21 protein-coding genes are annotated in these 21409 nt (G+C 42.8%); 20 read left to right on the top strand and 1 reads right to left on the bottom strand.

The window, feature by feature from the left end; genetic code table 11:
- From DOT_RS31425 to DOT_RS16485, 11 genes are all read left to right on the top strand, one after another.
- On the top strand, positions 1-206 hold a 206-nt coding region (locus DOT_RS31425; protein WP_207637051.1), incomplete at its 5' end, for a hypothetical protein.
- Between the two features lie 414 nt (positions 207-620).
- Positions 621-1310: an ATP-dependent Clp protease proteolytic subunit gene (locus tag DOT_RS16525; protein WP_009621148.1), complete on the top strand. Its 690-nt coding sequence runs from the start codon at positions 621-623 to the stop codon at positions 1308-1310.
- Between the two features lie 233 nt (positions 1311-1543).
- Positions 1544-3871 carry a DNA translocase FtsK gene (locus DOT_RS16520; RefSeq protein WP_050809897.1) on the top strand — a complete coding sequence of 776 codons (2328 nt, stop codon included), beginning with the start codon at positions 1544-1546 and terminating at the stop codon, positions 3869-3871.
- 69 nt (positions 3872-3940) lie between these two features.
- Positions 3941-5023, top strand: a complete 1083-nt coding sequence (gene mnmH, locus DOT_RS16515) for a tRNA 2-selenouridine(34) synthase MnmH (RefSeq protein ID WP_009621144.1) — start codon at positions 3941-3943, stop codon at positions 5021-5023.
- Between the two features lie 172 nt (positions 5024-5195).
- On the top strand, positions 5196-5327 hold the full coding sequence (locus DOT_RS32445; protein WP_282433470.1) for a hypothetical protein: 132 nt from the start codon (positions 5196-5198) through the stop codon (positions 5325-5327).
- A gap of 22 nt (positions 5328-5349) precedes the next feature.
- Positions 5350-6141, top strand: a complete 792-nt coding sequence (locus tag DOT_RS16510) for a RodZ domain-containing protein (protein WP_009621140.1) — start codon at positions 5350-5352, stop codon at positions 6139-6141.
- Between the two features lie 28 nt (positions 6142-6169).
- Entirely contained in the window at positions 6170-6661 is a 492-nt protein-coding gene (locus DOT_RS16505) for a YajQ family cyclic di-GMP-binding protein (RefSeq protein WP_009621138.1), read from the top strand.
- Between the two features lie 187 nt (positions 6662-6848).
- On the top strand, positions 6849-9134 hold the full coding sequence (locus DOT_RS16500; RefSeq protein ID WP_009621136.1) for a YgiQ family radical SAM protein: 2286 nt from the start codon (positions 6849-6851) through the stop codon (positions 9132-9134).
- A 214-nt stretch (positions 9135-9348) separates the two neighbouring features.
- Positions 9349-9906: a hypothetical protein gene (locus tag DOT_RS16495; RefSeq protein ID WP_139024232.1), complete on the top strand. Its 558-nt coding sequence runs from the start codon at positions 9349-9351 to the stop codon at positions 9904-9906.
- 64 nt (positions 9907-9970) lie between these two features.
- Complete coding sequence (locus DOT_RS16490; RefSeq protein ID WP_040412523.1) at positions 9971-10288, top strand: hypothetical protein; 318 nt, start codon at positions 9971-9973, stop codon at positions 10286-10288.
- Positions 10285-10545 carry a hypothetical protein gene (locus DOT_RS16485; protein WP_009621130.1) on the top strand — a complete coding sequence of 87 codons (261 nt, stop codon included), beginning with the start codon at positions 10285-10287 and terminating at the stop codon, positions 10543-10545. Before DOT_RS16490 ends, DOT_RS16485 begins: the two co-directional genes overlap by 4 nt.
- Before the next feature lie 165 nt (positions 10546-10710).
- On the opposite strand, the gene DOT_RS16480 is transcribed toward DOT_RS16485, so the two are convergent.
- Positions 10711-11319, bottom strand: coding sequence for a hypothetical protein (locus tag DOT_RS16480; protein WP_009621128.1), 609 nt, complete (start codon positions 11317-11319; stop codon positions 10711-10713).
- A gap of 398 nt (positions 11320-11717) precedes the next feature.
- Here DOT_RS16480 and phoU point away from each other — a divergent pair, with 398 nt between their 5' ends.
- The 9 genes from phoU to DOT_RS16435 all read left to right on the top strand — a co-directional run.
- A complete protein-coding gene (gene phoU / locus DOT_RS16475; RefSeq protein WP_009621126.1) occupies positions 11718-12368 on the top strand; it encodes a phosphate signaling complex protein PhoU in 651 nt (216 codons plus the stop codon).
- 190 nt (positions 12369-12558) lie between these two features.
- Positions 12559-13890, top strand: coding sequence for a 30S ribosomal protein S12 methylthiotransferase RimO (rimO, locus tag DOT_RS16470; protein WP_009621124.1), 1332 nt, complete (start codon positions 12559-12561; stop codon positions 13888-13890).
- The gene (gene pgsA, locus DOT_RS16465; RefSeq protein ID WP_009621122.1) at positions 13887-14444 is read left to right on the top strand and encodes a CDP-diacylglycerol--glycerol-3-phosphate 3-phosphatidyltransferase; all 558 of its coding nucleotides are present in this window, start codon (positions 13887-13889) and stop codon (positions 14442-14444) included. The genes rimO and pgsA overlap by 4 nt, the downstream gene beginning before the upstream one ends.
- A 315-nt stretch (positions 14445-14759) precedes the next feature.
- The gene (locus tag DOT_RS16460; protein ID WP_009621120.1) at positions 14760-15281 is read left to right on the top strand and encodes a hypothetical protein; all 522 of its coding nucleotides are present in this window, start codon (positions 14760-14762) and stop codon (positions 15279-15281) included.
- 25 nt (positions 15282-15306) lie between these two features.
- The gene (locus DOT_RS16455) at positions 15307-16776 is read left to right on the top strand and encodes an AAA family ATPase (protein WP_009621118.1); all 1470 of its coding nucleotides are present in this window, start codon (positions 15307-15309) and stop codon (positions 16774-16776) included.
- Positions 16777-16930: 154 nt separating this feature from the next.
- Positions 16931-18190 carry a competence/damage-inducible protein A gene (locus tag DOT_RS16450; protein ID WP_009621116.1) on the top strand — a complete coding sequence of 420 codons (1260 nt, stop codon included), beginning with the start codon at positions 16931-16933 and terminating at the stop codon, positions 18188-18190.
- Between the two features lie 4 nt (positions 18191-18194).
- Complete coding sequence (locus tag DOT_RS16445) at positions 18195-19805, top strand: DEAD/DEAH box helicase (protein ID WP_009621114.1); 1611 nt, start codon at positions 18195-18197, stop codon at positions 19803-19805.
- 223 nt (positions 19806-20028) lie between these two features.
- Positions 20029-21072 (top strand): recombinase RecA, encoded by a 1044-nt coding sequence (recA, locus tag DOT_RS16440; RefSeq protein WP_009621112.1) that lies wholly within the window; start codon positions 20029-20031, stop codon positions 21070-21072.
- Positions 21047-21409: RecX family transcriptional regulator (locus DOT_RS16435; protein ID WP_009621110.1), on the top strand; the 363-nt coding region annotated here is incomplete at its 3' end. The genes recA and DOT_RS16435, both read left to right, overlap by 26 nt.

The raw sequence follows: 21409 nt of genomic DNA, 5'->3' as shown, positions 1-21409 counted from the left end.
CACGTGTCGCAATGTGGCAAAAGTCTCATCCGACTTTCGTCACACTGCTGGAGTATGCGTATGGGGACGCAGTGTGGCGAAAACCTCCCTTCGCCACGAAGTGTTTCTTTGGGGTGGGTGGCTCGGCGATAGTCTCCACTGGAGACTATCGTGGTTTTCGTATACCGAACACGGAAGTTAAGACTTTCAGGGCAGAGAATACTTAGGGTGCAAGCCTGGGAAACGTAGGTAATCGCCAAGCAAGAAATTATATCTAGCGTGTCGAAAGTTCGAGAATTTAATCATTTCCTTTGTTATTTTGCAGTTTGATATTATAATACTATACTATAAATAACATCATCATAATGAAAAGGAAAAATATAGGGTTAAAAACCATGATAGAAGAAATCTTGAAACTCTCGTTCGCTAAGTTGTTCTAATAATTACCAGTAAAGATAAAATATTAGTCAGATGCTCTTTTCTTGACCAAAATCTGAGCCCATCAATTATAGATCGTATGATTTCCGTGTTAAACCTCCATAATAAAAGAGAACCTCTCAGACATGTAAAATCCAGTGTTGACCTTTCAACCTGGTTAATGGATTGGGGTTCTTGGCTTATTATTGAAGGAGGTTTAGCTGGTGCGTTCTGATGAAACGATTTCCCCTGAAGAAGACAATGATGCTCCCGTATCTAATCTAAAAGAAGTAGGGCAAATTCAAATTCCAGATGTTGTGGAACGAATTTATTGTTTGTCTATTATTGGCCAGATTGAAGGCCATCAAATTCTACCGGCCCAATCCAAGACGACTAAATATGAGCATGTCATCCCACAACTGCTGGCAGTTGAGCAAAACCCTAAAGTTGAAGGAATTCTAGTGATTTTAAATACAGCTGGTGGAGATGTTGAGGCTGGATTAGCTATTGCCGAAATGTTAAGTAGTTTAAGTAAACCTTCAGTTTCACTGGTTCTTGGCGGCGGCCACAGTATTGGAATTCCCATAGCTGTAAGTTGTATGAAAAGCCTAATTGCGCCCACTGGAACGATGACCATTCATCCAATTCGTTATACTGGGTTGGTGATTAATGGACATCAACAGTTTGAGTATTTACAAAAAATGCAAGAACGCATTAATCAATTTATCTATTCTCATTCGAACATTAGTAAGGAAAAGTTAGAGAATTTCATGTTTCAAACTGGAGAGTTAGCCCAAGATATTGGGACAATCCTTATTGGCCAACAAGCAGTCGAAGCCGGGTTAATCCAAACTGTAGGGGGAGTAAAGGAAGCATTCAAAGAACTTAACTGTTTAATTAACCACAATCAGTAAAACAGAGTCGTATTTTAGAGAAGCGGCGAAAGCCGCTTTCTGCCCATTTGGAAGTTATGGATCAGGGCAGTACCTATTTGTCTTCCTGGCCAAATTTAACGTATTTTTCCCGAATGAAAAGGAAAACGCGTTCTTTTGTGGAATTTATAATTAAGAAGATTATTAATAAATGTTTGGAGGATTGTTCTGTGGCGAAGACAAAAACACGCCGCAAGATAAATACAAAGGCGAATATGAAAGTAAGCTCTTTAAAAGAGACTATACGGAATGAAGTTATCGGAGTTTTCGTAGTTGGAATGGCTTGCTTAGGGATGGTGGCGCTCTACTCAGATAGAAGTGGCCTGGTTGGCGGTCAGATAAAACATATTCTAACTGTATTGGCTGGAGGTGGACGGGTCTGTATCCCTCTCATGGTGGGTGCCTGGGGGCTTGTTTTTATGAACAAGCAATCAACCCGCCTGGGAACAAAGGCGGTAGGGGTTATCATTCTTTGGCTTGTCTTGCTGGGGATACTGCATTTTCAATTACCGGGTGTAGAAGCTTTTACTGGGGCGGACATGCTTCATGAAGGACAGCGCGGTCATGGTGGTGGACTTGTGGGAGCAGCAATTGCAGCCCTGTTAAAAACGACAATTGGCATTGCGGGAAGTTATGTTGTCTTAATCATGGGTTCGCTTATCGGGGCCCTATTGATCATAAATCGTTCTTTGATTCATGGAGTACAGGAAGTTAATCAGCTCGGGAAAGAATCAGGACAATGGATGAAACATCAAATAAACAATTTCATTGATGTTCTGAAGAACTCCGAAGGTGAGAAACCCAGTGACAGAGGACCAGAACCTCATATGGACTTAAAAGCAGAGGCTAATATGCATAAGAAAAAAGGGAGTCCTGTAAAAGGGCCTACACTAGTCCTTGACCCTGATGTGGTGGAACGACCGTTGGTCATAAAAACCTTAGAAGATCAAAACGAACTACCTATTAAATCTAATGTTATTGAACACCTACCTAAAGGACAACTTGGATTCGAAAAAATGTCGGCCGAAATGCCCGAAGCTACGATAGCTCCTGGTAAAGTGACGAGCACACCGATTTCACGTCAGACCCGTGAAGATGGAAATTATCAGCTTCCTCAAGTCACGCTGTTACATAAATCGTTTAAAATGAAAAACCCCAGACTGAATAAGGATCTAGCAGATAATGTGAAAGTCCTGGAGGAAACGTTGGCTAGTTTTGGGGTGAAGGTTAAAGTGACCCAGGTTACCCAAGGACCCGCCATTACACGTTATGAGGCCCAACCTGCTCCAGGTGTAAAAGTGAGTAAAATAACAAATTTGGCGGATGATATTGCCTTAAGTTTGGCTTCGGCTAATGTACGTATTGAGGCACCAATTCCAGGGAAATCAGTGGTGGGTATCGAGGTACCCAATAAGGAAGTCGCCATGGTTCATTTTAGAGAAGTTTTAGAAACCTCGGAATTTCAGGGAGTTGCAAGTAAGTTAGCGTTATGTTTGGGTAAAGATATTACAGGGGTCCCGGTGATCGCAGATCTAACTAGAATGCCCCATCTTTTGATTGCGGGTGCCACAGGTTCTGGAAAATCAGTGTGTATTAACACATTAATTCACAGCATCCTGTTTAAGGCTCGCCCCGACGAGGTGAAGTTTTTGTTGGTTGACCCTAAAATGGTAGAATTGGCCAATTATAACGGAATTCCGCATTTGATTGCACCTGTGGTGACAGACCCAAGAAAAGCTGCTGGCGCTTTAAAATGGATTGTGACAGAAATGGAGACCCGCTATGAACTGTTTGCGGGAGCAGGAGTTAGAGACATCATCCGTTACAATTTTTTGCGAACGCAGGAGAAAAATGGTGAGCATCCTCCATTACCGTATGTTGTGGTGATCATTGATGAGTTGGCTGATTTAATGATGGTGGCACCGGGTGAGGTTGAAGATGCAATCTGTCGCTTAGCCCAAATGGCTCGTGCTGCAGGAATTCACTTGATTGTTGCAACTCAACGCCCTTCAGTTGATGTAATCACTGGTTTAATTAAAGCAAATATACCTTCCAGAATTGCTTTCGCGGTCTCATCTCAAACAGACTCGAGGACCATTCTGGATATGAATGGGGCAGAGAAACTTTTAGGTCGTGGAGATATGCTTTACTATCCCATGGGAGCGAGTAAGCCGCTCAGGGTACAGGGATGTTATTTAGGTGATAAAGAAGTAGAGAACGTTGTTAACTTCCTGCAAAACCAGGCGAAGCCCGAGTATCAAGAAATTCCGAATATGGAACTTGGGACTATGAAAAAAGAAGAAATTGAAGATGAGCACTTTTATGAGGCTGCCGAGCTCTTCATAGAAAGTGGAACCGCTTCTGTTTCACTTTTACAACGCCGTTTGCGCATCGGATATACTCGAGCCGCTCGTTTAATGGATTTCCTCGAGGAAAAAGGGGTTGTGGGAGGATACGAAGGCTCCAAGCCACGTGAGGTTTTAATGACTAAAGGGCAACTGGAACTGAAATTTGGCCAGTGTAACGATGAAATTGCCCACTAGTTGCATTATCCTTCATCAGGATTTATGATAAGATGAGTAGAACAGAACCTAGTTGGAAGGAATTTTAGCATGATTACGGAGATTAATATCGAAGAACTTAAAACATTAGATCATCCGATTCTAGTTGATGTACGCTCTGAGGGAGAATTTGCCGAAGCAACGATCCCAGGATCAGTAAATCTCCCTCTTTTTAATAACGCAGAACGAGTTAAGGTCGGTACCACTTACACGCAGGCTACGCCGAGTTTGGCCCGCGAACTAGGCCTAAGTATAGTTAGCCCGAAACTTCCGGACATTGTGAAAAAAGTAGAGGAATTTTCCAAAAAGGGTCCGCTGGTTCTTTTTTGCTGGAGAGGTGGAATGAGGAGCAAGTCTCTGGCAACAGTAGTGGATTTGATGGGCATTCCTGTTTACCGTCTACAAGGTGGGTTTAAGGCTTACCGCAATCAAGTCGTAGCTTTTTATGAAAATAAACTTCCCTTTCGGGTAGTAGTTTTACGAGGAAATACAGGGGTTGGGAAAACTGAACTTTTGAGAAAGTTACGAGCTGAAGGTTATCCTGCAATTGACCTTGAGAAACTAGCTAATAATCGAGGGTCAGTTTTTGGCGCCATGGGTCTCGGGAGTCCACCCTCTCAGAAAAAGTTCGAAGGACTATTGTATGAGGAACTTGAATCTTTAAGCAAATTTTCTTATATTATTGTTGAATGTGAAAGTAAACGGATAGGAAGGGTAACCTTACCGACCAGTTTCTTCACAGCAATGAAAGAGGGAATCCAAATCCTCCATTATGACTCCTTGAAAAACCGAGTTCAACGCTTGTTGAGCGAGTACACAACGGTACCTAATGCGCTTCAGGAAATTGGAGCAGCATTGGAGCGCCTGATTAAAACCTTGGGTCATGTCAAAGTTCAAGAATTACGAGTCCTCTTAAATGAAGGCTGTCTGGATGTATTTACAGAGCGCTTGCTTCTCGAGTACTATGACAAGCTTTATGCTTATCCAAATGAACCTAGCTCGGATTATGCGTTTTATATAAACTATGAAGAACCTGCTCAGGCATTAAGGAAGCTGGAATGCTATCTTGATGAAAAGGTGGCCTACCCCGGTCAAGAATCTGCTCTATTTAGCGTTCAATATTCTGCAAAATGAAAATCGAATTGCGTAGAGTCGTGACAATATGCTTGATAATAGGTGTGCATCTTGACTTTTTAGGGGATACTCTATTTATAAAATGGAAATCTAGTTAACAGTATAATGGAAAACCTCGTGTTAAAATTGGAATGGAAGCCGTCATTGTCAATACAAAACATTACTTAAGCAAATGCCAATGCTTAAAATTATCGAAAACTTGAATGTTTTCATCGCTGGAAGTTTAGAGGAATCTACCACCGAAGAAAATGTGGTTACTATAGAGGATATTGCTTTGAGTTTCGCAGCATTCGATCAGAGTTAATGGGAACAAGGAGGTTTTATCAATGGCAGGAGAAGGGCAAATGCTCCGGGCCGCTCGGGAAGAAAAAAAATGGAGTTTCATGGACACAGAGGACACCACGAAAATCCGCGTTCGCTATATTCAAGCACTTGAAGAGGAAGATTATGGGATACTCCCTGGTGCAACTTATGTCAAGGGGTATTTACGAACTTACGCTAAACAATTGGGATTAAACCCAGATGAAATTATTGAACTCTATAACGATTCAATAGCCCCTGAGGCTGGACCAGTTCTTGAATCACCGAATATGCTTGTCAAAGCCCGTCCTTTGTGGGTTAGGCCAATGATCATCGGGAGTATGGCTGTATTGGCCATTGTACTGGCTATAGCGATCTCCGTGAATCAGTCTGGTAAAAAAGTCGCAGACTCTCCATACTCTCCGCCAGCCTTGCCAAGTGCACCGAAAGCAGAGGCAGTTACACCAGAAACGAGTCCCACGAAGACTGATGACAATACGCCAGGCCCGAATTCTCCGGTAGTCTCCAACCCGGAAAATGTTGTAGCTGCTACACAGGATGGCTTAACTGCACAGTTGGTTTTCACACAACTCTGTTGGATTGAGGTCAGAGTGGATGGTCAGCCACCTTTTCAAGGCACGTTCACAGCGGGAACAACCAAAGAGGTCAAAGGAACTAGTAAAATCGAACTGCTCACGGTTGGTAACGCAGGAGGCCTTTCGGTTACGTTAAACGGTAAAGCGTTGCCTAGTTTAGGAAAGTCAGGCGCAGTTGTTCGTAATGTCGTATTAACCTCAGACACTTTAAAGTCACCCTAATAGTTTAAATTGAAAGGAGCATTTTATTTTGGCTAAAGATTCTTCATTTGATATTGTTTCCAAGGTGGATATGCCTGAAGTAGAAAATGCAATACAGCAGGCTCAGAAAGAAATCGCCAATCGATTTGACTTTAAGAACAGCAAATCATCCATCAAGCTTGAGGCAGATAAGATAATTTTGATCTCAGATGACGACTTCAAACTGACCAACGTTGTCGACATTCTAGAAAATAAACTAGTTAAGCGAGGAGTTTCCTTAAGAGCTTTAGAGTACGGGAAGTCTCAAAAGGCCGCCGGGGACACAGTTAAGCAGGAGGTAAAACTGGTACAGGGGATTGCCCAGGAAAAATCAAAACTAATTAATAAGGTCCTGAAAGACAATAAAATAAAAGTAGTTAGTTCTATCCAGGGGGATGAGATTCGAGTGACTGGTAAGAACAAAGATGACCTCCAAGCGGCTATTGCTCTTTTGCGTAAAGAGGATTTTGGCATCGAACTACAGTTTATCAACTATCGATAAGAGGGGTTGCCCCTCTTTTCTTTTTTTAGTATTCAGATCCCCATGCCACTGCGGCACCACTGATGAATGAAAATTTTGTCCATATTATACTAAGGTTGGTGTTTCTGGAAGCATAAGTGCAACTAGGCGGGCGCCAGACTAGTTTTCTATAATAAATAAGTATTGGTTTAAGCAGAAAGGTGAGAATATGCGCATACGGAACTTTTTACCCATGAATCGAACGGATATGGAGGCACGTGGATGGGATGAACTTGATTTCCTCCTAATTACTGGTGACGCCTATGTAGATCATCCAAGCTTTGGCATTGCAATTATTGCACGTATCTTAGAAAAACATGATTTCCGGGTGGGAATTCTGGCTCAGCCCGATTGGAAAGATCTCCAGGATTTTCGAGCGATGGGGAAACCCCGCTTAGCGTGTTTGATTTCTGGAGGAAATCTCGATTCCATGGTTAATCACTATACTGCAGCCAAAAAGAAACGGCATAAAGATGCCTATTCTCCTGGAGGAAAATCAGGGCTTCGTCCTGACCGAACAACTATCGCTTATTCAAATCGTGTACGAGAAGCGCTTCCGGGTGTTCCTGTAATTATTGGAGGAATTGAGGCTTCATTGAGGCGTTTTGCCCATTATGACTATTGGAGTAACGATGTTAGGCGATCTATTCTAATAGATAGTCAAGCTGACTTGCTTGTCTTTGGGATGGGGGAGACGTCCATTGTGGAGGTTGCCGAACGTCTGAACAACGGAGTGCCGATTGATCAGATTACGGACATAAGAGGGACCATGGTGCCATTGAGCGGGGAGTTTGTACCTCCAGATACCTTGGTTCTGCCAAGTTTCCATGATGTTACTTCCGACAAAAAAAAGTATGCTGAGGCCTTTAGGGTACAATATAATCAACAGGACCCTTTCCGAGGGAAAGCAATGTATCAATCCCACGGTCAGAAAAGTGTGTTGCAAAACCGGCCCTCACTTCCGTTGACACAAGCAGAGATGGATGCAGTCTATGCCCTACCTTATATGGGGACGTATCATCCTTCGTATATTGACCAAGGGGGAATCCCGGCTATTGAAGAAGTAGAATTTAGCCTAACCAGCGTCAGAGGATGTTATGGAGCATGCTCCTTTTGTGCGTTAACGTTTCATCAGGGGCGAATTGTTCAAAGTCGTAGCGCAGAATCGATTATTCGGGAAGCTGAGCAGATGACTTGGAATGAGCGATTTAAAGGATATATTCACGATGTTGGTGGCCCTACAGCCAACTTTCGCCGTCCGGCGTGCAAGGAGCAATTAAACAGGGGGGCTTGTTCACATAAACAGTGCCTTTTCCCTGAGCCGTGCGATAAACTTGAAAATGATCATGAAGAATACTTGGATCTCTTGTATCGCCTTCGTAGTTTGCCCAAGGTAAAGAAGGTGTTTGTTCGATCTGGTATTCGTTATGACGTCGTCTTAGCAGATCGAAATTCTAAGTTTATACGTGAACTTTGTGAACACCATGTCAGCGGTCAATTGAAAGTTGCTCCGGAACATGTCAGTGAAGAAGTTCTTCGTTTGATGGGCAAGCCAGGGAAAGCTGTGTATGAAGAATTTGTGCAGCGATTTCGTGAGGCCAATGAAGAACTAGGGAAAGAACAATATCTTGTCCCCTATTTGATGTCTTCGCACCCAGGAAGTACCCTGAAAGAAGCTGTTGAGCTGGCGGAATATGTTCGAGATATGGGTGTTAATCCGGAGCAGGTCCAGGATTTTATCCCGACGCCAGGAACACTCTCCACATGTATGTATTACACAGGCTTGAATCCTCATACGATGGAGTCAGTTTATATCCCGCGCAGTTTGCATGAGAAGGCTATGCAGAGGGCCTTAATTCAGTATCGGAATCCTAAAAACCATGCGCTAGTGGAAGAGGCCTTACGTTTAGCTCATCGTGAAGATTTAATTGGGTATGGGCCTAAATGTCTTATACGTCCAAGGAAATATGTACGGGCAGATCCGTTAGAAAAGGATGAAAAGCCGAGAAAACTGCGTAAGAAACAAGTGCGAAGATCAGGAATGAAGAGCAAGGGTGAAGCTAGTAAAGAAACTTTGTACAAAGGTACGCCAGGCAAAGCGGGGCGCACTAAAGACGCACGAAGTGCAGAAGCGGCACAATACAAAGGTACGCCAGGCAAAGCGGGGCGCACTAAAGACGCACGAAGTGCAGAAGCGGCACAATACAAAGGTACGCCAGGCAAAGCGGGGCGCACTAAAGACGCACGAAGTGCAGAAGCGGCACCGTACAGAGGTGCACCGGGTAAAGCCGGTGGTAATAAGGATGCACCGCGAGTTGAAGCTCTGAACACAGGTGCGAAGAGTAAGGATGTACAGAGCGAGGGTACTCCTGAAAAAGGAAGATACTGGAGAGGTCCTGATAACGTACTCCATAAGGGCAAAAGAAAACATCGGGGGAGTAAAAAAGATAAGTAACGGTAGGACTGGAATTAGGGAGCTGTCCGAAAGGATAAAGTGGCTGGAAAGAGTTAATGGTGCATGAACGGACAGATCGTTATATTAATAATATAACGATCTGTCTTTTTGTTTTTCTTAGACAAATTCCACGATAGTAGCAGGTAATCAAGTTAAAATGTGGAAGGTCTAAGGGAGATCATATAATGCAATGGGAGTAGAGGGTGAAGAAATAATGTTTGATTTCATAATCGCATATATGGCGGTTTCGGTTATAACCATCACTTCTCGTTCAATTCAAGAGGATGTTATTCTAAGTCTACTAGTTCTCCTCCCAACCGTATGGATAAAGATTGTTTATACCCGAACAAAATACAAAAAAGTGGGAGAACAACTCATTAATTTGGACAAGACCCCTTCAGTTTTGCCAGGAATTCGTGCTTCTTCAGTTATTTTCGCTTTGTTTGCATTTTTTATTGTCATCGTAAGTTATTACGGTAAGTTCAGGATTGGAATATCGTGGTTGATTCTGCTGGCCCTACAATTATTATATGGACAATTTATGGAGAATACTCTTAATAAAGGTCTGATGAAGAACGGGATTTGGACTGGAAATCGTCTAATCAATTGGGGCGCAATACAATCATATAAGTGGATGGGGACAAAGGAAGGTTACTCTACTTTGAAGATCGAGTATATTGAGTATTATTCTTTTCACACAACCGTCTTGAAGGTTACAATTGAGCAAAAAGAAGAGGTAGATGGACTATTCAAAAAGATGGTTAAGGTATAGGGCGAATGCAAGCACAGTCTAAGAGTTTAATTTAACAGATAACCTTAATAAAGGAGGATGTTAATTGTTGGTAGAGCAAGATTTGAGAAAACTGCGCAAAAAACAGATCATAATACAGAATATTACCTACGTTTTCGGCATTGCATTAATAGGTATAGTTTTGATATTTATAAAATCTCTCAAAGCATTTAGTTTCATGGCGGGAGCAATATGTCTAATTAGTTTTATTATTGGGATGATTACTCGTAAGCGAGGGGAACTGATAGAGATTATAGTTCCTTCAATGAGGCCGCTGTTCGATTATGAGCGAGATAAGCTAGGTATTGAGATTGGAAAATCAAAAAGAGACAATTGTTTATTCAGGCGTTACTGCCGGTTATGATGGTTTTTCAAGGAATTTTGATATCAGACAATAAAGCAGCAGGTTATGAACGACCAGACTTTCGTGTCTTGTTGCCGCTTGCTCTTATTATGTTGGTGGTTATGAATATTTCATCCTACTGTCACATTAAAAAAATTGATAAACCCAATACAGAACTAAAGGGTTATGCCAATAGAATTATATTATATGGAATTATAGGTGGGATCGTTTTAGGCGGATTAATTACATTCAGGATCGTTGCTTCAGTTGCCTTTTAATAGGGATTTTTCTTGGGTCACAGGGTTTGGTCAATTTTTTAAATAACATAAGAACTGCAGGATTAAAAAGGGAAGATGATTAAATTAAGAAAAGAATTGAATAGGGTATCCAACACATGTTATCCTTTATTGAGAGTTCATTATTCATAGCAACGAAAATGAGAGCTAACATTCTCCGAATTCACCGATTAATGTATCTTCAACCTCATCAAGGGGAATGCGCCCTAGCTCTTTAAGGTGTCCCTCATCGGACCATTCAAGAAAATCTTCGTACGTAAATTCCGGTTCTTCATAGTAAAATTTTAGAAAAGAAAACCATATTCCCTCTATACGAGTATTTGCTTCGTAGAGTAGGACATAGTACTCCGTATCTTCAAGCCTACTCTGGAAAAAGATTGCCTGACCGGGTACGATCAGCACAACGTGCGCATCTGCATACTCACGGCCGCTAAACTGAAGGGTAAACGCCTGTAAGTGGGTTTGGTCATTTGTCCGTTTAAGCGGTTCAGAGGACTGTGTTTGATGGGATTCCCACGTATAAACTGCTTCTGTTGCTTGGACTTTTTCCATTTCTTCCGCTATGTCTTCGAGGCGACGCGAAACGAGCGGGGGAAGAGTGAATTCTTGGCAATCTGTTGAACGACAGTGATAGACGGGAACTTTGTCTATGCGCCCAACACCATGGGCTAAGTCAATAGGAACGGTTCGCGTGGTAAGATATCCTGTATCGCCACAGCCACACGAGTCGATAGGATCAATCGTTTGATCAAACACACATGACACCTCGCTATAGTTTCTTAGAACCTTATTTCGACAATGATTTAATAATTCCCTTTTAAATGTTGCCATTTAACACAAGCTTTACACAGAGATAATTATGAGTTAATCATTGTATGATACATTATTCGTGGCTATAGAGAAAAAAGCAATATCTTACAGGGACAAAAGTTAAAGGTGGAATCACCACGGATGGCGAAATAAATATGATCAAGATACCGTGGCGTTACTGACGCATAATATGCAACATGTCGCCCACATAGCAGACTTCACTGTCTTCTTTCTCAGTGGAGAATCGGTGGAACATGAGTCGATTTCGGAAATATTTACAATTTCGATGAATGAACAGAAGACAACATCTCAGAACATATTGGGATAATAAAGGGGGATTATTAATGCGTCAGTCACTAAATGAAGGACAGCTAATTTTGACCAATTTACTTAAAGACATGGGTAAAGAAGTCGAAAGGATACTTCAAGGATGTATGCAATCACTGATATCTCTTGATCGGACTCAGGCAGAGGGTTGGATTGCCGAGGATCAATTGGTCAATGATTTTGAGCGGCGGGTGGACGACGAATGCGTGCGCTTAATCGCGACGCAACAGCCGGTTGCCAAGGACCTGCGAAAAATTGTTTCGGCGATGAAAATATCGACAGATTTGGAACGAATGGCTGATTTGGCCATCGATATTGCTAAGGTTGTGCGAAGAATTGATGGACCTCTATGTAAGCCGCTGATTGACATTCCACAGATGGCTGAGAAGGCACTTGAGATGATGCAGCAAGGGCTAGAAGCTTATAGCAACGAGGACATGGAACTAGCACATGGTTTGGCTTTACAGGATGACGAAGTTGATCATCTGTATAAAAAAATCGTGCGGGATCTCTTAGTCATCATGTCCGAGAAACCGGAAATCATAGATCAAGGCATGTATCTGATTTTTGTAGGTCGTTATCTCGAACGTATTGCCGACCATGCCACAAATATTGGAGAAAATGTAATTTATATAGCGACTGCTGAACGACAAGACCTTAACAAATAATGAAAAGTTCTATAAACAAGAGGGTGGCATGAAGCCACCTCTTTTTTTAACATTTGGCAATAAATGCTGGTTTGGGTTCAAGTTCCCGGTTCTTTATAGCTATTGCGTTGAGATACATTCTAATTTTTTTTGACCTTGCGAGAACGTTGGTTTATACTAGAAAAGTAGAGCAATGATATGAGGTGTAACGTTGACGAAAAAAGTTGCGGTAGTCACTCTGGGATGCCCAAAGAATCAAGTAGACAGTGAGGTAATGTCAGGTTTACTTGCCCAAGATTACATATTTACAGAATACCCTGAAGAAGCAGAGATTATTGTAGTAAATACTTGTACTTTTATTCAATCGGCAAAGGAAGAATCGATTGAAACTATTTTTGAAATGGCAGGCTTTAAACAATCCGGTTCTTGTCAGACTTTGATTGCGACAGGGTGCCTAGCTCAACGGTACGGCCCTGAATTAATGCAAGATATACCCGAGTTAGACGGTGTGCTTGGGACTGGGAATATTGATGAAATCACAGAAATAGTTCAAGCAGCTGAGGACACCCGCATGACGCTCATTAAACCAGGAGCCCCAAATTTCCTTCATGATGAGAAGATGCCCCGAAAACGATCCACTCCCGATTATTTAGCCTATGTAAAGGTTGCAGAAGGTTGCGATAACTATTGTACTTATTGTGTCATTCCGTATGTGCGCGGACATTTTCGTAGCCGTCCGGAGGAATCAGTGATCCAGGAAGTCCAGGATATGGCTGCGCAAGGAGTTAAGGAAATTATGGTCATGGCTCAGGACACCACGCGCTACGGATTTGACCTAAGTGGAGAACTCCGCCTACCTCAGCTAATTCGTCAGCTTGCCCGTATTGAGGGAATTGAATGGATTCGATTAATGTATTGTTATCCTGAGCGTTTTACCGATGAACTAATTGAAACAATGCGCCAGGAACCGAAGGTATGTAAGTACATTGATTTACCCTTGCAACATGCGGATAATAAGATTCTAAAAGAGATGAATAGAAAAGGTACGATAGAGCAAGCTGAAACGCTCATTGAAAAATTGCGTAGTGCTATGCCGGACATCGTCCTTCGGACAACGATGATCACGGGTTTCCCAGGAGAAACAGAGCAGGACTTTCAAACGATGGTTGATTTTGTTCAGCGCGTCCAGTTTGACCGACTTGGAGTGTTTCCATATTCTCAAGAGGAGAATACGCCAGCTGGTCAAAGAGAGGATCAAGTTCTGCAAGAAATTCGCGAACAGCGCAGAGAGCAGATTATGCAGATCCAACAAGATATTTCTAGGGCTAGGCAACAACGTTGGGTTAATAGAATCGTTACGGTGCTGCTTGAGCAGAAATTGCTGGATGGGCGCTGGATGGGTCGAACCGAAGGAGACGCTCCCGAAATCGATGGACAGGTCTATATCACAGGTGCCCAGACCTCAATTCATGTGGGTGACATGATTAAAGTTCGCATCCTTGAGGCGGATAGTTACGATTTAATAGGAGAGGTTGTTTCGTGAATTTACCCAATCGTTTAACACTAGCACGGATTATTTTAATACCAGTGTTTATGACCTTTTTACTTCTCCAAGTTCCCAAAGGTCATACGCTATTCCCACATCAAGACATGGTGGCTGCTGTGATCTTTATTTTTGCCTCTGCCACCGATGGACTAGACGGATATATCGCCCGTAAACGCCATCAGGTTACGAACTTGGGTAAATTCATGGATCCACTAGCCGACAAACTCTTAGTTTCCGCTGCCCTGATCTCATTGGTAGAGCTTGGAGCGGTGCCTGCTTGGGTTGCTTGGATTATCCTAGCAAGAGAGTTTGCAGTGACCGGACTCCGAGCTATTGCAGCTGTCGATGGGGTTGTGATTAGTGCCAGCAAACTTGGCAAAATCAAGACCATTACTCAAGTTGTTGCGATTACAGCAATATTGTTGCATGACTGGCCGCTTTCTCTGATTGGTATACATGTTGGACAACCCTTTTTATACATCGCGTTGGTTTTCACCGTTATTTCTGGTCTTGATTATTTGCTAAAATCTCGCAAACTACTGCATAAATGATTCATATCGTTTTGAAATCTGACAGATTATATTTATCTTTGTAAGAAACTTGGCTAACATCAAGCTTTCAGGTGGCGGCTACTAAGATGCGCTATACTTTCTGACGAGTATGTAAAATGAGACAGGTAAAGGCACGTTGTAGCATGTGCACCTATTTGTCTCATTTTTTAATGATTATAAATGTGTAATAAAAATACATGGAAACAGTTATTGTTTATTTTTGCCTATAATGGATATAAGATCTCCTCTCGAAATGATATATCCCGTGCTATAATGTTGATATAGTACGAAGTGTAGCAAACGGAGGAAAATGCGATGACAAAACAGCGAATATTGCTGATAGGCCTTGTTGGTCTCCTGGTATTTGGCCTGTTATTAGGAAGCAAGGTCGTCTATCAGAAAAAATGGGTTGATGCTAGCATCTTAAGTCAAAGTCAGCAGATTCCAGGTGTCGTTTCCGCTAAAACCGTGCAAAAAAATGGCCAAAGCGAGATAGATGTGGTTACCAAGCACATGACGAACCTTCGCCAAGCAAGTAATTCCTTAGAAAAATTGGCTGGTGAATTACCTATTCGATACCTAGACAGCACGAATGATACCCTTAATAAACTATTTGGACAAATGCAGTTTGCTCTACAAGAAGGAATTGCGCGTGGAAATTTCACTGAGATGGCCCAAAATGTTAGAACACAAGCTGAAAAAGCAGGGGTACAGCTCGAACTTGAAATGGACAATGATGCGATTTATGTGATCATGAATCAAGGAGATGCGCAACTGATTGAAGTGCTCGAAAGGCATGGACAAGTGAAGTTTTTAGCAAGTGAAAAACAACAATAGAGTTATCACAGAAAGGGGAGAAAGCATGAAATTCGATATCTTAATAGGCTTGGGAGCAGGTATCTTCGCCTTTCTACTCGTTATGGGATATAACGTGTTACCTATCGGGTTGCTGATTGCTGTGGGTTACTTTTTTTGGACGTTTGTCCTTTCACGCCAAGTTATAAAAAACGGCAATGGGGTGTCCATCGCTACTACGGCGATTGATTTTGAGGATATCGGAGGACAGAGTGTTGCTAAAAAAGAACTTCAGGAAGCTTTAGATTTTTTGCTTTATTCTGATCGGATGAAGGCTTTAGGGATTCGGCCGATAAAAGGAATACTGTTGTCCGGCCCGACAGGAACTGGGAAAACGTTATTAGCCAAAGCTGCGGCGAAGTATACCAATTCGGCTTTTTTATCGGTATCCGGAAGTGAATTTGTAGAGATGTATGCTGGTGTGGGGGCTGAACGGGTACGTGGTTTGTTTAAGAGAGCACGTGAAATGGTACGCAAAGAAAAGAAAACGAGTGCGATCATCTTCATTGATGAAATGGATATTTTAGGAGCAAAGCGCGGAAGTAATGTTTCACACCATGAGTATGACCAAACTCTTAACCAACTTTTAGTTGAAATGGACGGTTTGAAAGCTGATCAAGGCGCCCATATCTTAGTGATGGCAGCGACGAATCGTCCGGAAGCCTTGGATGCCGCAATACTTCGCCCGGGGCGTTTCGACCGGCAAGTTAAAGTTGATCTCCCTGATAAGGAGGGGAGGATTGCGATTTTAAAAATCCATACCAAAAATAAACCTTTAGCCCAAGAAGTTGATTTGGAAGAAATCGCTCACGAAACATTCGGATTCTCGGGGGCCCATCTGGAGAGTGTGACTAATGAGGCAGCTATTTTTGCTCTACGTGAGAATGCGGATGAGATAACTGAGCACCACTTACATGAAGCGGTCGAGAAAGTAATGTTGGGAGAGAAACTTGATCGGAAGCCGACGGAAGAGGAATTGCAGCGTATAGCCATCCACGAAAGTGGGCATGCTTTGCTTGCAGAAGTAGTGCGACCAAACTCGGTTTCTCAGATTTCCATTCGTTCTCGGGGAAACGCTTTGGGATATGTTCGCCATTACCCGAAGGATGATTTATACCTATATACTCAGGCTATGTTGGAAGAGCAGATTATGGTAACTTTAGCAGGGGCACTAGCGGAAGAGCAGATTCTTGGCACGAGGAGTACCGGTGCTATGGGTGATTATGAACAAGCCCTTAACCTTGTTGAAAAAATGCTTCTCGCGGGAATGTCTTCATTGGGAGTTACTGATGTTTCTCTCTTGAGTGCCGAACAGCGCCAACCTGTAACGAAAGGTATCTTAGCTGATCTTGAAGAACGAACGATGAGGATTATTGAGAAAAACGAGCAGGCGTTAATGCAGGTTACTGAGATTCTAAAGACAGAGGAAAGTTTGAGTGGCGAAACTTTGCGGGCACACTTAAAACACATAGCCTAGAGGCACCATAACAATTATCATCGTAGGGGCACGCTAAGCGTGCCCCTACATACTTTTGTAAGAAAGAAGGATAATCTTGGTTAAGATGAGAAATAATTAAGTAAGTGTGTAAAAGTTTAAAATTTGCGCTGATTATAGGAGAGTGATAAAATATATGAAAGCTGAAATTGTAGCAACTGGGACTGAATTGTTACTTGGGGAAACCCTCAATACGAGTGCTCACTATTTGACAGGAAAACTATCTTCTTTGGGCATTGAAGTAGACTACCATACGACAGTCGGTGACAATCTGGAACGTTTAGAGCAGGTTTTACGTCAGGCGATCGGGCGAACGGATCTTCTCGTTACAACTGGTGGGTTAGGTCCAACAGTGGATGATATGACGAAGGAGCTTGTTGCTAAAGTTTTAGATTTAAAGATGGAGTTAGATGCCTCCAGTTTAGAACAGATTAAACGGTTCTTCGGTCGTCGGAAAGCTCCGATGCCTTCGAGTAATGAGAAACAAGCTTATTTTCCCAAGGACGCAAAAATTTTACCTAATCCCATCGGGACTGCTCCTGGTGCTATTATCGAGAAAAACGGTAAAACCGTTATTATATTACCGGGTCCACCGTTTGAGATGCGCCCTATGTTCGATAATTATGTTTGGCCGGAGTTGCAACGAATCATCGAACCGCAAGCTGAGCGAATGAAGGAACGCGTCCTAAAAGTATTTGGTATGGGAGAATCAGCAATTGAGGAAGTGCTCGGTGAACTGATGAGTCTTCCTGACATTACAATGGCTTTACTTGCCAAACGAGCTGAGATGCACATTCGCTTGGTGGCGAGAAGCTCGGCAACAACGTCTGGAGAGGCCGGAAAGGCTTTAGATCGCGTTGAAGGAGAAATTCGCCGGCGTTTAGGAGACAGAGTATTCGGTCGTGATCAGGAAACCATGGTCGGTACTGTTGGACAAACGTTAATTAATAAGCATTTAACCATCGCAACAGCTGAGTCATGTACAGGAGGCTTGCTTGGTGCTGCCTTTACTCAGGAACCAGGAAGTTCGGAGTTTTATTTGGGTGGAGTTGTGAGTTATTCTAACTCCGTAAAACGAAAAATTCTTGGAGTAAGTGAAGAAAATCTGAAACACTTCGGTGCGGTGAGTGAAGAGGTTGCCAAGGAAATGGCAGAAGGAGTCCGTTCTAAAATCGGTTCAGAGCTGGCCGTTTCGACTACGGGAATAGCGGGACCAGATGGAGGCAGTGATCAAAAACCTGTGGGTCTTGTGTATATTGGAATAGCTACGCCTGAGGGTGTTCATGCTAAAAAATTTCAGTTTTATGGGGAACGGGAGTCCGTTCGCCAGTTGACCGTTCAGGCGGCCCTAAATGAGGTGCGGCTGCATATGTTAAAAAGTGAAAGGAGACTATAACTAGGTGATGGTTGAACGTCTACAATCTTTTGGAGATATTAAGTTGAGTAAACAGATTCTACAAGCCTTATCTGAAATGGGGTTTGAAGAGCCTTCTCCAATTCAAAAAGAAGCAATACCTTATGCCCTTGAAGCGGTTGATCTAATTGGTCAGGCTCAGACCGGGACGGGTAAAACAGCCGCTTTTTCAATTCCTATTGCCGAAAAGGTAAATCCTAAATTTCTAGCGGTGCAAGCGATTATTGTAACTCCCACTCGTGAACTTGCCATACAGGTTTCTGAGGAAATTGCCAAGATCGGAAAGTACAGGCATGTAAAACCATTGCCGATTTACGGTGGACAGCCCATTGATCGTCAGATTCGCGCTTTGCGCATGGGATATCAGGTGGTTGTCGGAACTCCTGGTCGATTGTTAGACCATCTGAACCGAGGTACACTTCGTCTGCAACATGCCAAAATTGTAGTCCTTGACGAAGCGGATGAAATGCTGGATATGGGTTTTATTGAAGATATCGAGGCTATTTTGAAGGACGTCCCTTCTGAAGGGCGACAAATTATGCTATTTTCGGCAACGATGCCGCCAGCAATTCGAAAGTTAGCTCAGACCTATATGAATAATCCACGTGCTGTAACAGTTAGTCGGGACGAGTTAACGGTTCCGCTAATTGATCAAGTGTTCTATGAGGCCAGGGAAAGTATTAAAGTTGATGCGTTGTGCAGAATTATTGATATTGAGGATATTGGCCAAGGAATAATTTTTTGCCGCACAAAACGCGGCGTGGATGAGCTTGTAGCAGCTCTTGAAGCTCGGGGATATTTTGCTGATGGATTACATGGGGATTTGAGCCAACAACAGCGGGATCGAGTGATGAAACGCTTTCGGGACGGGAAGTCGGAACTCTTGGTGGCGACGGATGTTGCGGCACGGGGGTTAGATATAAATAATGTCACCCATGTTATTAATTTTGATATTCCTCAGGACCCGGTATCATACGTGCATCGGATTGGGAGAACAGGGCGCGTGGGTCGTAAAGGGCAAGCTATAACTCTAATCTCTCCTAAGGAGTACCGCCAACTTCGGTTGATCGAGAATCTGATTAAGACGAGAATCCGGCGCCAAGAGCTGCCTTCACTGGCTGATATCAGCGAGCGTCAGGCCGAAAATCTCAAGAATCAACTTATAAAACTGATCCAAAGTAATCGCTTAGGAAACTATCGAGCGATTGTCGGCGATTTGCTCGAAGAATACGATTCTATTGATGTTGCTGCCGCAGCTTTAAAGTTTGGGGTTGAAGGAGTGAGTTTGGAAGAAGACAAAGAGCAAGGCAATATACATTATGGAAATACGGGAGCAGCAGTGGGTATGGTACGCTTTTTCATAAACATCGGAAGAATACAACAAATCCGTCCTCAGGATATTATTCGTTGGATTGCCGATGAAAGTGGAATTGCTGGAAATATTATAGGAATGATTAATATTTATGATAAATTCACCTTTGTAGAGGTTCCCGAAGAATATGCATCTAGGGTTCAGAGTTGTATGCATCAGGCTATGATTAAAGGGCGAAGAGTCAGTGTCGAACCAGCCAAAGCACGTGAAAATAGCGATTATTAAAATCGGAAAAGAAATTTATTTTTTTATTGTAAAAAGCTAACCTTCAAAAGAGGTTAGCTTTTACAATAAAATCAATAAAAATGTAATAACATTTGTTTTGTTGTCGGTTGAAACATAAACAAATTGACAAGTATTGAGCTCAACATCTATAATGAGAACCGAACAGATGTTTTGCCAAAACGCAAAAATGCGTTAATTGGACCCAGATGAGGAGGATAACGGAATGGCCGAAACGAATAAGCTAAAAGCACTTGACATTGCACTTGCTCAGATTGAGAAACAGTTTGGCAAAGGTTCGATTATGAAATTAGGAGAATCAAATGCGGGAGTAGTAATTGATGTTATTCCTACAGGTTCTTTGGCGCTAGATTTGGCCTTAGGCGTTGGAGGGGTACCGCGTGGGCGGGTTATTGAAATTTACGGACCTGAGTCCTCTGGTAAAACAACTGTGGCATTGCATATTATTGCTGAAGCTCAAAAATTAGGTGGAGCAGCTGCTTTCATCGATGCAGAGCATGCCCTCGATCCTGTTTATGCTAAAGCTTTAGGAGTTAATATTGATGATTTACTGGTCGCCCAGCCGGACACGGGAGAACAGGGACTCGAAATCTGTGAGGCACTTGTGCGCAGTGCTGCTGTGGATGTCGTCGTAGTTGACTCTGTGGCCGCTTTAGTTCCTCGTGCAGAGATTGAAGGGGAAATGGGAGACAATCATGTTGGTTTACATGCTCGTCTGATGTCGCAGGCCTTGCGTAAGTTGACGGGTTCCATTAGCAAGAGCAATACTTGTGTCATTTTTATCAATCAAATTCGTGAAAAAATAGGCGTTATGTTTGGTAGCCCAGAGACAACCACGGGGGGCAGAGCTCTTAAGTTTTACGCTACAATTCGGATAGATATTCGTCGGCAAGAAGCCTTAAAACAAGGGCAGGACATTGTAGGCAATAAAACTCGTATTAAAGTTGTCAAAAATAAAGTTGCTCCCCCTTTTAAAACTGCAGATTTCGACATTATGTACGGAGAAGGTATTTCTCGTGAAGGAAGTATCGTAGATATCGGTACCGAAATGGAGATAATTACAAAATCTGGGGCTTGGTACTCTTATAACGGAGAACGTTTAGGGCAGGGACGTGAGAATGTTAAAGAATATCTCAAGCAACATCTGGATATGGCCAACGTTCTTGAGCAACTGATCCGTACAAATATGAACACCTCAGCAGGAACAGCAGAAGTAACGGAAGATGATGATTCACTTGACGAGTTCTAAACCTCTTAAGAGCGCCCGAGAGGTCGCTTTGGATTGTTTATCACGTCGTGCTTTGACACATTATGAATTGAAAACACGTCTGATGGAAAAGGGTTATGAAAGCTCGGAAATTAGCGAAGTGTTGGAAAATATGGAGAACTTAGGTTATATTAATGACCAGGAATTAGCTTTGACAGTTTCGCAAAATCGACTTAGACGTTATTCACGCCGCAGAGTCCTCCAAGATTTGCAAAACCGAGGGTTAGTATCCCAGGTGATTGAGCAAGCGTTGGAAGCAACGTATTCAAGTGGTGATGAGTTTCAGCAGTGTATAACCCTCGCCAAACGGTGGTGGGTA

Origin of the sequence: Desulfosporosinus sp. OT (assembly GCF_000224515.1) — a bacterium.
Taxonomy (GTDB): domain Bacteria; phylum Bacillota; class Desulfitobacteriia; order Desulfitobacteriales; family Desulfitobacteriaceae; genus Desulfosporosinus.
The sequence above is the reverse complement of the archived record's forward strand: the minus strand, read 5'-3'. Positions and strand labels throughout refer to the sequence as shown.

What these genes read in the sequence shown, in the direction of transcription:
- DOT_RS16520 (WP_050809897.1), top strand. Translation starts at nt 1,544, where the DNA reads ATGAAAGTAAGCTCTTTAAAAGAGACTATACGGAATGAAGTTATCGGA.
- mnmH (WP_009621144.1), top strand. Translation starts at nt 3,941, where the DNA reads ATGATTACGGAGATTAATATCGAAGAACTTAAAACATTAGATCATCCG.
- DOT_RS32445 (WP_282433470.1), top strand. Translation starts at nt 5,196, where the DNA reads ATGCCAATGCTTAAAATTATCGAAAACTTGAATGTTTTCATCGCTGGA.
- DOT_RS16510 (WP_009621140.1), top strand. Translation starts at nt 5,350, where the DNA reads ATGGCAGGAGAAGGGCAAATGCTCCGGGCCGCTCGGGAAGAAAAAAAA.
- DOT_RS16500 (WP_009621136.1), top strand. Translation starts at nt 6,849, where the DNA reads ATGCGCATACGGAACTTTTTACCCATGAATCGAACGGATATGGAGGCA.
- DOT_RS16495 (WP_139024232.1), top strand. Translation starts at nt 9,349, where the DNA reads ATGTTTGATTTCATAATCGCATATATGGCGGTTTCGGTTATAACCATC.
- DOT_RS16485 (WP_009621130.1), top strand. Translation starts at nt 10,285, where the DNA reads ATGATGGTTTTTCAAGGAATTTTGATATCAGACAATAAAGCAGCAGGT.
- phoU (WP_009621126.1), top strand. Translation starts at nt 11,718, where the DNA reads ATGCGTCAGTCACTAAATGAAGGACAGCTAATTTTGACCAATTTACTT.
- DOT_RS16460 (WP_009621120.1), top strand. Translation starts at nt 14,760, where the DNA reads ATGACAAAACAGCGAATATTGCTGATAGGCCTTGTTGGTCTCCTGGTA.
- DOT_RS16455 (WP_009621118.1), top strand. Translation starts at nt 15,307, where the DNA reads ATGAAATTCGATATCTTAATAGGCTTGGGAGCAGGTATCTTCGCCTTT.
- DOT_RS16450 (WP_009621116.1), top strand. Translation starts at nt 16,931, where the DNA reads ATGAAAGCTGAAATTGTAGCAACTGGGACTGAATTGTTACTTGGGGAA.
- recA (WP_009621112.1), top strand. Translation starts at nt 20,029, where the DNA reads ATGGCCGAAACGAATAAGCTAAAAGCACTTGACATTGCACTTGCTCAG.